The organism is Patescibacteria group bacterium (genome assembly GCA_024654625.1).
Taxonomy (GTDB): Bacteria; Patescibacteriota; Minisyncoccia.
On sequence record JANLHB010000021.1, the window covers coordinates 1 to 12,498 of the forward strand.

Below are 12,498 nucleotides of genomic sequence, written 5' to 3' on the forward strand. Positions count from 1 at the left end.
TCCCACATTGTTATGAATCCTTTTGTTCCGCGAAAGATATTAAATTGACGCATATTAAAGACTTAATTAAAGTCTCATATGTATCTGAACTTATTCATAACATTTTAAAAGTCCTATTGAAGCGCTCCGTTATGAATAACTTAAATCACTTGGCGGTTGAACCGCCAAGTGATTTAATTCCTGAGAAAAGTATTAAGGAGAGTTAAAAAAGTGCTGAAAAAGCCAGTGATAAGAGCTATCAGCGTTGGCCTATCTTTGTACCATTTGTATGTTCTGTTACCGCTCATATCGCATTTATTATACCAATTTAAAATGAAATTAAAAACCCCTTTCTACCTCAACTCAACCTTATGCTCGGATTAAATTTATATCTCCCGTCTACGCAAAAGCATAGCATTAATAGCCACGATAACCGTACTTGCCGACATAAACACCGCCGCAAGCGCAGGCTGGAGCAAAATACCTTTAAATGCGAGCACTCCGGCCGCCAAGGGCAACGCTACTATATTGTACCCGGTCGCCCACCAAAGATTCTGGATCATTTTTGCATAGGTCATCTGCGAGAGTGTGATAATCTTTACAATATCTCGCGGGTCATTGCGAACAAGAATAATCCCCGCCGATTCAATGGCGACATTCGTACCGGCGCCAATCGCGATACCAAGATCGGCTTGCATAAGAGCGGGAGCATCATTAATACCGTCACCGACCATTGCCACTTTCAAATTACGCTTTTGAAGTTCTTTAACCTTCTCGGATTTTTGATCAGGCAGCACTCGGGCAAAATATTCATCAATGCCAAGTTCCTTGCTGATCCACTGCGCCGCATCATCTGAGTCTCCGGTAATCATCACAGGGCGGATCCCTTTCTCTTTCAACGCTTTTATAGCTTCTCGCGATTCTTCTCTAATAATGTCAGCTAAAGCGATTGATCCCAAAAGCGCGCCCTCTTCTATGACAAAAATAATAGTTTGTCCTTTCTTGCCCGCCTCTTCTATTTGACCTGAAAGTTCTTTCGGGACAATAATCCCAATACTCTCAAGAAGCGCCGGTCCGCCAACCATCACTTCTTTTTCCTCAACAAACGCCCTCACTCCTCTACCTTTCAGTGCCTCAAATTTTTTCGGCTCTTTCAGTGAAAGACCCTTTTCTCTCGCTTTAGCAGTAACCGCTTTTGCTATAGGGTGTTCTGACAAGGCATCCAGAGAAGCGGCTAATTCTAATACCTCATCTTGCGTTTTACCGCCAATACTCCATATCGTTATAACGCCAAATTCGCCCTTAGTGAGCGTTCCTGTCTTATCAAACAACACTGCATCAATCTTTCGCGCGGTTTCCAACGCGAGTCTCTGCTTTACAAGAAAACCGTTTTGCGCCGCTTTTGTCGTAGAGATGGAAGCAACGAGTGGTACGGCAAGCCCCAATGAATGCGGACAGGCAATGACAAACACGGCAACAAGTCGAGCAACAGCAAAAGTAACCCCGGCGCCGGCAAAAATCCAAACAACCATGGTTATACTGCCTCCAAAAACGGCGACGATGGTCAAATATAATGCCGCCCTATCTGACAATATTTGAAGGCGTGATTTGGAAGCTTGCGCCTCAGCAACCAAACGCATAACACCGGCGAGAAATGTTTTTTCTCCAATTTGAGCAACTTTCACCCTCAGCGCGCCATCACCGTTTATCGTGCCGGCAATAACCGCATCATTTTCTTTCTTGGAAACCGGTTTTGACTCTCCGGTAACCATTGACTCATTTACATGAGATTCGCCGTCAATAATTTTTCCGTCAGCGGGGATTTTTATACCGGGCTTTACCAAGACTATATCATTTTCCCTAAGTTCTGAAAGATTAACTATCTCTGTTCCATCATCTCTGATTACTTCCGCTGTATCCGGAAGCAGTTTTGACAGTTCTTTCAACGCCCCTTGCGAACTAGACACCGCCCGCATTTCAAGCCAATGACCGAGAAGCATAACGGTAATTAAAGTGGCTAATTCCCAAAAAAGAGATTTCTCACCGGCGAATGTCGCGTAAACACTCCAAAGATATGCCGTGGTAATAGCGAGAGAAATAAGCACCATCATGCCGGGCATGCGCGCTTTTACTTCTTTTATCGCCCCCATTAAAAATACCCATCCTCCATAAAAGAAAATCACGGAACCAAAAACAAGCATCAGATATTCAGACCCCGGAAATTGCGGGGCTTCCAAGCCAAAAAATAGCTTAGGTAGTTCGGAATACGCAATAACGGGAACGGACAGAATCAAACTAACCAAAAATTTCCGGAAAAACATTGCAGTGCTGTGGCCGGCATGTTTACCCTGAAGAGAACCGGAGGGTTTATTATGGTTATGTTCTTGATGGTTCATTTCGCTATAGACAATTTGCGATTAATTGCAAACTGCAAAAGTTATTTTATTTAATTTTTTATTTTTTCTAATTCTTCTTCAATTATAGATTCGTAGACGCTAAAAGAATTTATCCCGGAAACAATTGTGCCGTTTATAAATACCGTCGGCGTGCCGTCGGCGCCGGCTTTTATGGCATCTTCGGTGTCTTTCTTAACTTCTTCCACATATCTTCCCGAAGAGAGGCATTCTTTAAAAGATTTTTCTTCAAGCCCTAAAGACAAAGCTATTTTTAACAGCGATGCCTCCGTATATGTCGTATCATGACCTCCGCCGCCGCTATGCATATAATCGGCAAAATCCCAATATTTGCCTTGCTCGCCGGCGCAATTAGCCCCACCGGCAGCCAAGATTGAATTGTCACTCATCGTTATAAGGTCGCGATAAACATATTTCACCTTGCCGGTTTTCACATATTTTTCTATAATCAACGGCTTAATCTCCTTCTGGAACTGAGCGCAAAATTGGCATCTGAAATCTCCGAAATTAATAAAAACAACAGGCGCTTCGGGATTGCCGAGAGCAGGATCGTCGTCCGCGTCTATTTCGAATACCTCAATATTGCCTGAAGCCCCGTCATTATTTGAAGACCCATTTTTACCATTATTGTTTCCATCTGTGGCAAAAAATGACCCGCCGATTATCAAGCCGGCGATAATAACGGCGATTGGTATAGCGTAAGATTTTTTATTTTGGATTTCCATGTTTAATTATATCCATATTACAAGATTTATGCTCACTGCACCACTTCTGACATTTCCCTGCCTGCCGGCAGGCAGGTCCGCCCATTCTTTGTCTTCATATTCATAACCGCACTGCTCGCACTGATATAATTCTTTATCATCTTTTTTTATTATTTTTACCATAATAATTATTATTTACTAATTAATCTGATAAATAACTACAAACTAAATATTGTTACTTTACACTCCGCAACTGCCACCGCCTTGGATCTTTACAGGCTCAACATCAGATAGGACTTGCCTATACCCCGCTCCGCTTGAGTAAAGTTCGCCCAAGACTTCCTTTGCGTCAACCTGAGACCAAGCCACTCCCCGCTTCTTAAAATATTTGGCGATAGTTAAGTATGTCTCCGGAAACCAATAAGAATTCACTACGAGCGCCGTCTGATACATCTCTTCTTCCGTGGCTCCATTTGAGGCCATAAGCTCCAAGAGGCCAAGCATCGCCATACCATGATTGCAGTCAGGAAAATAAGTTGAATTCCCGCAACACGGACGATAGATATTCTTTGACACGCGCTCTACAAGAGCCTGCTCTCGTGCGTCCAACACCACAAACTTATATTTACTATAATGATCCATCGCATCGCCTTGCGCGATACTCCACCCGCCCGTTGAAGCAAAACCGCCTGCCCCGCCATAACGATGGTCCATCATAGGACCTTCTTCAAGAATCGGGTTCTTATTTGAGAGACCGAAAGCCCAAGTAAGATTTAGTATCACACTGGCATTCTCCGGAGTGATTTTAATATTGCCGTTATTCTCTCCGTAAAGAAGCACTTTCTCATCGTCGCTCAATCCGCCTCTGTTGGCATATAAAGATTCGAATTTCTCGGCATCTATTACGCCACTTTCCATCATCTCTTTCCCTATTGAACCCCAAGCAATTGGTAAGACAACCCCGTCCTGAGGTAAGACTTCTGCCACTGGAACAGCTGACAAATCAGAAGAGATATCTATATCTTGTTGTTCTTTCTTTTTATCTGCGCCATTTACCTGGCCCACAACAATAAAGACCAAAAATGCCAACACTAATATATTCCAGATTGGTCCTTTAAACTTTTCTTCTGACTGCTCTTCTTTTTTGTTTGTCATTTTATTTTAGCCAGTAGTTTTTAGTCGTTAGCCACTAGTGATAACACTAGTGATAATATAATTTAATCCTATTGGCTAGTGACTAATGGCTAGTCGCTAATTTATTATTAATTTTTAATCTCTACAAAGATCTTGAACTCCATCTCGCTATTGTCCGGATCATTTGTCGGGACAAAAATTGAACGGAAGAAACGGCCTTGCGGCTCCTCATGAAAATTCGGGTCAAAAAACACAGTCAACGTTACGCTTTCGCCTGTAGGTATTTCCTCTTTATCTACTTTAGCTGTGGTACAACCACAAGAAGTGGTAATATCACCCGCCTTAATCTTGAGCACACCTTCCCCTTCATTTTTGATCATAAAATCAGTGTTTACTATTCCATTCTTCTTTTCTATAACTCCAAAATCAAACTCCCCCTCGCCGACCTCGACGATTGGCAAAAGTCCGGAAAGATTATCACTAGTCGCCGATCCGCTATTCCTCTTTAATAATCTTTTTACTCCGGCGTTTGCTTCATCTACCTCATCATCCAAGTGCGCGATCATATTTTCAGTTTTTATCAAACGTGACTGTATATCATATATGACAAAGCCGAAGGCAACGATAGCCACGATCACTACAACCGGCATATATACATGAATTTTTGCTATATAATTTTTCATATTTTTTACTTTATTACGTCCGCCTCAAAGACGACCTCTAACTTTGGTTTTGCCTGAGAATTAGTCTCAAGATAGACAACCCTCTTCACTTTGCCTGTTCCATCCGGACCATGAGCCGCCGGATCAAACACTGCTTCAAGCGCCACAGACCCACCCGGAAGAATCTCTATATTAGCTTCTTCTATTGGTCCGTGACCTTGCATGCCATACTCGCCGTGCCTCTTTCCACCTTCTTCTATGACAGAAGCAGTGGTACACATGCAAGAAGTATAAACCTTGCTTATCATTACAGGCTCATTGCTTTCATTTTTAACTTCAAAATTGTGTGAGACATTGCCGTCTGCCATAGAGATAGTGCCGAAGTCATAATTTTCCTCCAAGATATTTAAGACGCCTGCCGAATAAGCCAAAGGATTGCTATTATTCACAGTTTTACCGCCGGATAACAACGCCATTGCAACCACAAGGCCGATAACAACTGCCACCCCCGCTACATAAGTCACTAAATTTTTATTCATATTTTTATTTTAAATTAAAAGACCGAGTAATAAATTAAACCGGCAATCTTCAAAAATAGGCTAAATTAAACTATCCTTAAAGATATTATGCCAGCAAAGACAAAAGATAATCTCCTTTATTTAGAAGAGCAAGCCATGAAATAAAATCCTCAAGAGGATTAAACTTAATATATTTATCAGGCCTGAAATTAAAACAATATTTATCCGTTAAAAAAACAGTAGAGACCGCAAGGAGGACAGCTAAAAACAATACCGAAAGTAACGCTGAAAAACTTACTGTAATAAATGACGCGGATATCATCTTGAATCCCGCTAGATGATGCGCTAGTAGGACTATGGCATTTGTGTCAGGAGAGCAACTTCCACCAAGCATCTGAAATAACGGACACTCAGCATGAATGATTTCGCTCATATACAAAAACCCAAAAACACCTGAAGTGATCAGAAAAATTATAATAAGAAATGGCAGAAGTTTAGATTTCATATTAAATCCATTGTATCAGTAAAATCGATTAATAAATACCCTCCAAAGTCGCGCTGTAGTTTGAAAGAAATGACGGCACGATAAACAGCAAGGCAACAAGTGGCAAGATAAACACCGCAAGAGTTATAATAAGCGTCCAAAGAAAGTATTTTCTCGTCTTTTCTACAGACTTATATATTTCATTTATCTTCTGGTCGCTTTCTTCCAACTTCTTTAGAATCTCATTTTCCATCAACTTATTATACTAGATACTCTCTTGTCATTCAACCAACATTATTCGTCTGTCTCATCTTCTATCTCCCCCATGATCTGTTCCAAAATATCTTCCATAGTCACTAATCCTATAATCTCACTCGGGTCTCCGTCTTTATGTGCAAGATACATATGGACTTGATTTTTGTTCATAAGCCTGAAGAGTCTTTCAATCTTCATAGTCTCAGACACTGCATCCACAGGAGAGATAAAATCCTTAACAGCCCTGTCTCTCTCGTCTGAATTAAGCGCCTTCATTATCTGATTTACGTGTATATATCCTATTATTTTATCTTCATCATTGTCTTCATAAACAGGGAAACGAGAAAAGCCTGAATGAGACACAAAATAAGCAACCTGCTCCACCGGCGCCTCGCCATTTAACATATCCATCTTATACTTCGATGTCATTATCTCACCCACAGATACATCATCAAATTTAAACACATTTTCTATCATCTCATGCTCACTGTAATCTATCGCTCCATTCTCTACTCCAAGTCTTGCCATCGTTCTAATCTCTTCTTCAGTAATGCCGACAGGCGGTTTTATTTTAAAAATTTTATTTAATAATTTATTAAGCCTTAAAAGAATAAAAGCTATCGGGAAAAATACTATATACAATAAATAAACAGGCCATGCAAACAAAAGAGCTATTCTTTCATTATGACTGTAGGCAAAAGATTTCGGCACAATCTCGCCGAAAATAAGAATTAGGATAGTCACTCCGCCCGTTGCCACGCCTAAGGCCGCGGAGCCGAAAAATCTTGTAGCCACTATTGTGGCATAAGCGGCAGTAAAGAGATTTACCACATTATTCCCTATAAGTACGGTTATAAGGAGACGTTGGGGCTTTGATTTAAGTTTTTCTATAATAGAAGCATTCTTTCTCTTTTTCTCCTGCATCATTCTAACCCTGCTCTGATGAAGGCTGAAAAAAGCAGTTTCAGACGCAGAAAAAAAAGCCGATAGGGCAATCAAAAGGATAAATAAGGCGATTTCCATTTATTAACTATAATATCATATTTTAGGAAAATAGACATAAATACTAAAGTAAATACTAATTTATATGTAAACTATAGATATAGTATATTGGCTATAAAAAACTGGATTTTAGGCTAAATTTATGTTAAAAATTAAACATTGCGGGATCATCTAATGGTAGGATGCGACCCTCTGGAGGTTGTCATCTAGGTTCGAGTCCTAGTCCCGCAGCCACCATATGCTAAATCAGGTGACTGACACGCATCAGGTTCTATTGGGGATTGTTAAACACCGAGTGTTTAACAATCTGACATAATAGTCACTAGACGCTTCGATGAAACAATATAAATTAAATCTAATCCATGAAAAAAATTAAATTATCTTACATTACAGGATTAAGGGATATCGTCTTAAAGGAGATAGGTAAAAATAAAGATTTCCATGTATTCAAAGAGTGCCCTGATTCTGTCTATCTGGATAATATAGAAGACCTCGATAATATTAGAAAGTTAAGAAGTGTCGCTCGCGCGTATATTGTATTGCAAGACACTAGATACAACCCTCGTCATATTTCCAATCATAAATCTGTTCTAGGTAGTCTTATAGATGTAATTATTTCTAACGATGAGAGCGAGTTTAAAACTTTCAAAATTACTTGCGCCGGATCATACTCCCCGGAAGCTCGCTCTATTGCTAAATACATACAGGATACATATCAAATTATAGAAAAAGAAAAGGCTGACTTAAAGATACATATTATAAAACAAGACGATGTATGGGAAATTGGTATCCAAATTACTCCGCGCCCGCTCTCTCTACGAGAATATAAGGTGAGAAATATGAGCGGGGCTATGGATCCCACTGCCTCTTATGCCGTGAATTCATTTTGTGCGTTAGATAAAGCAAAAACTTATCTAAATGTTTTTTCCGGTAGCGCCACACTGCTTATTGAAGCGGGTCAGTCTTACCCAAACTTGGAAGATCTGGTCGGCTTTGATAACAATAAAAAACATCTTTCTCTAGCGATACAAAATATCAAGAAAGCCGGATTGATTAAAAAGATTAAGGTTAAAGAAGCAGATATTTATGACAAGCCCGACTTTGGAAAGTTCGATGCGATAACATCTGACCTGCCGTTTGGTATGTCTATATCTAAAGATGAAGATCTAGAGAAGTTGTATAGAAGTTTTATCAAGTATTGCCAAGAGGCGTTAAACCCAAACGGGAGATTGGTGGTCTATACAAGCGAATATGAGACACTAGAGAAAGTTCTTCAAAAATCGAGATTTAAAATAACGAAAAGTCTGGAACTAAAATTCATGACATCAGTAGATGCTTATCTTCGACCAAAGATTTTTGTATGTAGATTAAAATAATTTATGAAAACAATGATTAAAATCTACTTAGCGCGACATGGCCAAAATATAGATAATATTGAAGAAAACAGTTGTTAGACACCCGGTGTCTAACAAAAACGGTATTTTCGCCATCTCATCATACTTGGTTTTTTATGTGTTACAATACTCTTTATGAAACAGAAAACTGCGCTTGATATATTAAAAGCCGGGAAAAATGTGTATCTGACGGGTCCGGCCGGCAGTGGTAAAACCCACGTGATAAACGAATATATCACTTACTTAAAACACCGCGAAGTACCGGTGGGAGTAACAGCTTCCACAGGTATCGCGGCTACTCATATCGGTGGTGTGACCATCCACTCTTGGTCCGGCGCAGGCATAAAAGACACTCTATCAGGTAAAGAGATTGAAGCCCTTACAGAGAAAGAATACTTATATAAACGGCTATCAAAGACAAAAGTCCTGATAATAGACGAGGTGTCGATGCTCTCCCCTTCTTTATTTGATACGGTAGAACACATCTGTCGCGCGATGAAAAGAAACGATGAACCTTTTGGCGGGATGCAGATAGTCCTATCTGGAGATTTCTTTCAATTACCGCCTATCGGACAAAGAGGTATGGATGTAGAATTTGTCACCGCCTCAAATGCGTGGAAGTCTATGGATGTCCGTGTGTGCTACTTAGACGAACAATTTCGCCACAACGATAATACGCTAGAAAGTATATTGAAAGAGATGCGAAGTGGAGAGATATCTTCCACTACACGAGAAAAGCTCTCTAAAATGTGCGACAATGCCACAAAACAGACTGTCACGCCGACACGACTATATACCCATAATATTGATGTCGACGCAGAGAATGAAAAGGAGCTTCGGAAATTACCCGGTGGCGAACACCTCTTTGAAATGAGCGCTAAAGGACGCAAAGCCATCGTTGACTCACTTAAGAAAAGCGTCCTTGCTCCCGAGACACTAAGACTTAAAAAAGATGCCGTAGTGATGTTTGTAAAAAATAATTTTGAAGAAGGTTATGTAAACGGCACACTTGGCGTGGTAAAAGATTTTGACCAAGGAGTCCCAGTAGTTGAAACTCTTTCCGGTAAGACTATCTATGTAGGACAAGCAGAATGGGCTATTGAAGAAGACGGGAAAATACACGCGAAAGTTGAGCAGTTACCCATACGCCTGGCTTGGGCTATCACAGTGCACAAAAGCCAAGGGATGAGCTTGGACTCTGCACAGATTGATCTTTCAAAATCATTTGTTCCCGGGCAGGGATATGTGGCGCTCTCGCGGCTAAGAACACTTGAAGGACTTTCTCTGTCCGGTATCAATGATATGGCGTTTGCCGTGCATCCGCGAGCTCTTGAGATAGACCGGTACCTTCTTTCTGAATCATCGAAATGGGAACAAGTACTGCAGAGATTCAAACCGGAAAATCTATGTGAAATGCACGATGAATTTATAAAGAAATGCGGTGGCACCACTGATAAAAAGCAGGTAGAAAAAAATGTTAAAAAAGGAGAAGAGAAAAAGGAAAAAGAAGAACGTACCCCCACTCACGAGAAAACACTTACCCTCATAAACAAAGGACTTTCTCTAAATGAGATAGCGGACAAAAGAGGAATGACAAAAGGGACTATTATCTCACATTTAGAGAAGATCAAAGAGCTTAAACCTGACTCTGATATCAGTCGTTTCAAACCAAAAGAGCAGGATATCAAAAGGATAAAAGAAGCGTTTAAGAAGACGGGCGACACCAAGCTCTCCCCCGTCCATAAAAAACTCAGCGGAATGTACACTTATGACGAACTCCGGTTAGCTAGGTTGTTTTTGGAATAAACCGGAAAAGGATTCCTCAAGGTCTCACCTTTAAGAAATATCTTATCCACAGAAAGACTATTTTTACAGTTTTTTTTACTAAATTTAAGTTAAAATATAAGAAAGGGGCATATACCCTAAAAGCTTTTAAAAAAAGATTATTTAAAAAGTAAAAAGGTCGAGTCAATCTTATAAATCTTATAACTTAAAATATATTTTTATGAAAATAGTAAATTATGTAGCTGATATATTAGTAATCGTAGGAGGTATAAATTGGGGTCTTGTTGGACTACTAAACTTCAATCTAGTAGCAAAAATCTTTGGAAGTGTCCCTGTATTGGAAAAGATTATTTATATCTTAGTGGGAATAAGCGCTATCTACTCTATAACTCTTCTAAGGAAATTGGGCGGTGCATGCGAACACCAGACAATGTAATCTAGATTACATTGATACGCAAAAAAATAAAAGCGCATTTATAGCGCTTTTATTTTTTTTGCTCAATTTATTAATTTGTTAGACACCAAGTTGTTAGACACCGGGTGTTTAACAACTTGGTGTCTAACAAATTGTATTATTGTATGTATGAGTTAGAACTTTTTCTCCGCATAGACAGAGATACTTCTTCGTTTAAATGCCTTACCCTTCAAGATATGACGGTGGGACTTTGAGATCTTATGTATCGTAAAATAAGGATCGAGTATTTTTTCAATCTCTTCTTCAGTAAAGACATGTTCAGGCGTGCCACTCTTTGGGTGGATATATGTCCCCTCTTCACAGCTCGGACTCTCACGAAGAAGACGTTCGGCGTGTCTGTCTTCGTCTAGTAGAAACGTCTTAAAGAAAAACCAGCCTCCGGGTTTAAGCACTCTTACCACCTCTTTAAGGAGGCGTTCTCTCGCCTCCTCTTTCAAAACATGCGACGCCATCATATCAAGCGCGAGAGAACAAGACTCGTCTTCAAGAAGAAACGGGTCAGCGATTGACTGACATCGGTATTCCAAAGGAAGCCCCTTACTCATGTCTTTAGCTTGAGCTATCGCCTCTTTAGAGATATCAATACCTACTCCACTCGCGCCGAAAGTCTTTGACAGATAGACCAAGTTCCTGCCATTACCGCAACCAACGTCAATAATATTATCAGCATTATCAAATTGCACGGGTGGACGCTTGCGACCAAGCCATCTAATAAACTTAAGAAGGTCCTCACTTGGATTACTCGAAAGAGAGAGGTGTTTTACCTCTTTATATTCTTTATTCCAAAATTTACGATCATCGCGTCCTCTTTTCCTCTTATTCATAGTTGGTATTACATCATAATATTATACTAATGACAATATATCGTTTTTTATATATACTTTAAAATTATGCCCAAAGTGAACCAAAAGACTTATGTTTACGGCAAGCACGCGCTCAAAGAGGCGCTTCTTCACGCTCCTGAAACAATCAAGAAAGTATTCCTTGCGCCAAATATCAATGCTCCGGATCTAATCGCCCTTATAAAGAAAACGGGTGTCCAAACAGCGGAACTATCCAAGACAAAGACATCTGAGAAAAACCTTGAGTCGGCCGTGCATCAAGGTGTAGTCGCTCTTGTTTCAATAGAGAAACTAGTCAAACCATACCATGAATTCATAAACTCACTTCAGATAACAAACGACACCGTGCTTGTGCTCTTAGACGAACTCCAAGACCCGCAGAATATAGGAGCTGTGATACGTTCGGCTGCCGCCTTTGGCGCATCGGGCGTGCTTATACCCGAACATCATCAAGGGCAGGTGACTGGGGCCGTCCTTAAGGTCTCTGCCGGTATGGCCTTCCGTATACCTCTTGTCTTGATAGGCAATGTAAACAACACATTAGGCGATCTTAAGAGGCGCGGTTTCTGGACATACGGACTGATCGGAGAAGGTAAAGAAAATATCAATAATGAATCGTTTAGCTCCCCTACTGTAATAATCCTTGGCAATGAGTCTAAAGGGATCCGCGAGAAGACACGGGAACTTTGCGATATACAACTCTCCATACCGATAAACTCAAAATGCGAATCATTAAACGCCGCCACTTCTTTAGCAATAGCTCTCTATGCCTGGAGCTCTAAGCACCCAAAAGCACTGAATGAAGACCAAAGACCAGCTGACCAATCTAAATAAATTTAATATAATACTA

General features: G+C 40.3%; 15 protein-coding genes and 1 tRNA gene. 6 read left to right on the forward strand and 10 right to left on the reverse strand.

Features of this window, described 5'->3' with window-relative positions; all coding sequences use genetic code 11:
• Positions 1-206 (forward strand): hypothetical protein (locus NUV40_02235; protein MCR4342707.1); only part of this gene is annotated, 206 nt, incomplete at its 5' end.
• 159 nt (positions 207-365) lie between these two features.
• On the opposite strand, the gene NUV40_02240 is transcribed toward NUV40_02235, so the two are convergent.
• From NUV40_02240 to NUV40_02280, 9 genes are all read right to left on the reverse strand, one after another.
• Positions 366-2,375, reverse strand: a complete 2,010-nt coding sequence (locus NUV40_02240) for a heavy metal translocating P-type ATPase (protein ID MCR4342708.1) — start codon at positions 2,373-2,375, stop codon at positions 366-368.
• 50 nt (positions 2,376-2,425) lie between these two features.
• Complete coding sequence (locus NUV40_02245; protein MCR4342709.1) at positions 2,426-3,118, reverse strand: DsbA family protein; 693 nt, start codon at positions 3,116-3,118, stop codon at positions 2,426-2,428.
• Positions 3,119-3,124: 6 nt separating this feature from the next.
• Positions 3,125-3,280 (reverse strand): hypothetical protein, encoded by a 156-nt coding sequence (locus NUV40_02250; protein ID MCR4342710.1) that lies wholly within the window; start codon positions 3,278-3,280, stop codon positions 3,125-3,127.
• 57 nt (positions 3,281-3,337) lie between these two features.
• Positions 3,338-4,252, reverse strand: a complete 915-nt coding sequence (locus NUV40_02255; GenBank protein MCR4342711.1) for a hypothetical protein — start codon at positions 4,250-4,252, stop codon at positions 3,338-3,340.
• Positions 4,253-4,359: 107 nt separating this feature from the next.
• Complete coding sequence (locus tag NUV40_02260; protein ID MCR4342712.1) at positions 4,360-4,914, reverse strand: DUF1573 domain-containing protein; 555 nt, start codon at positions 4,912-4,914, stop codon at positions 4,360-4,362.
• 5 nt (positions 4,915-4,919) lie between these two features.
• The gene (locus tag NUV40_02265; GenBank protein MCR4342713.1) at positions 4,920-5,432 is read right to left on the reverse strand and encodes a DUF1573 domain-containing protein; all 513 of its coding nucleotides are present in this window, start codon (positions 5,430-5,432) and stop codon (positions 4,920-4,922) included.
• Positions 5,433-5,517: 85 nt separating this feature from the next.
• Complete coding sequence (locus NUV40_02270) at positions 5,518-5,916, reverse strand: hypothetical protein (GenBank protein ID MCR4342714.1); 399 nt, start codon at positions 5,914-5,916, stop codon at positions 5,518-5,520.
• A gap of 28 nt (positions 5,917-5,944) precedes the next feature.
• Positions 5,945-6,148 carry a hypothetical protein gene (locus tag NUV40_02275; protein ID MCR4342715.1) on the reverse strand — a complete coding sequence of 68 codons (204 nt, stop codon included), beginning with the start codon at positions 6,146-6,148 and terminating at the stop codon, positions 5,945-5,947.
• Positions 6,149-6,189: 41 nt separating this feature from the next.
• Positions 6,190-7,173 (reverse strand): hemolysin family protein, encoded by a 984-nt coding sequence (locus NUV40_02280; GenBank protein MCR4342716.1) that lies wholly within the window; start codon positions 7,171-7,173, stop codon positions 6,190-6,192.
• A gap of 139 nt (positions 7,174-7,312) precedes the next feature.
• Here NUV40_02280 and NUV40_02285 point away from each other — a divergent pair.
• From NUV40_02285 to NUV40_02300, 4 genes are all read left to right on the forward strand, one after another.
• Positions 7,313-7,386: transfer RNA gene (locus NUV40_02285), tRNA-Gln, on the forward strand.
• Between the two features lie 128 nt (positions 7,387-7,514).
• Complete coding sequence (locus NUV40_02290) at positions 7,515-8,528, forward strand: methyltransferase domain-containing protein (GenBank protein ID MCR4342717.1); 1,014 nt, start codon at positions 7,515-7,517, stop codon at positions 8,526-8,528.
• A gap of 153 nt (positions 8,529-8,681) precedes the next feature.
• On the forward strand, positions 8,682-10,352 hold the full coding sequence (locus NUV40_02295) for a helix-turn-helix domain-containing protein (GenBank protein ID MCR4342718.1): 1,671 nt from the start codon (positions 8,682-8,684) through the stop codon (positions 10,350-10,352).
• Between the two features lie 199 nt (positions 10,353-10,551).
• A complete protein-coding gene (locus NUV40_02300; protein MCR4342719.1) occupies positions 10,552-10,767 on the forward strand; it encodes a DUF378 domain-containing protein in 216 nt (71 codons plus the stop codon).
• Between the two features lie 152 nt (positions 10,768-10,919).
• Here the strand turns inward: NUV40_02300 and NUV40_02305 are convergent, their stop codons facing one another.
• Entirely contained in the window at positions 10,920-11,630 is a 711-nt protein-coding gene (locus NUV40_02305) for a class I SAM-dependent methyltransferase (GenBank protein ID MCR4342720.1), read from the reverse strand.
• 66 nt (positions 11,631-11,696) lie between these two features.
• Between NUV40_02305 and rlmB the strand changes: the two genes are divergently transcribed.
• Complete coding sequence (gene rlmB, locus NUV40_02310) at positions 11,697-12,482, forward strand: 23S rRNA (guanosine(2251)-2'-O)-methyltransferase RlmB (protein MCR4342721.1); 786 nt, start codon at positions 11,697-11,699, stop codon at positions 12,480-12,482.
• The last annotated feature ends 16 nt before the right edge of the window (positions 12,483-12,498 follow it).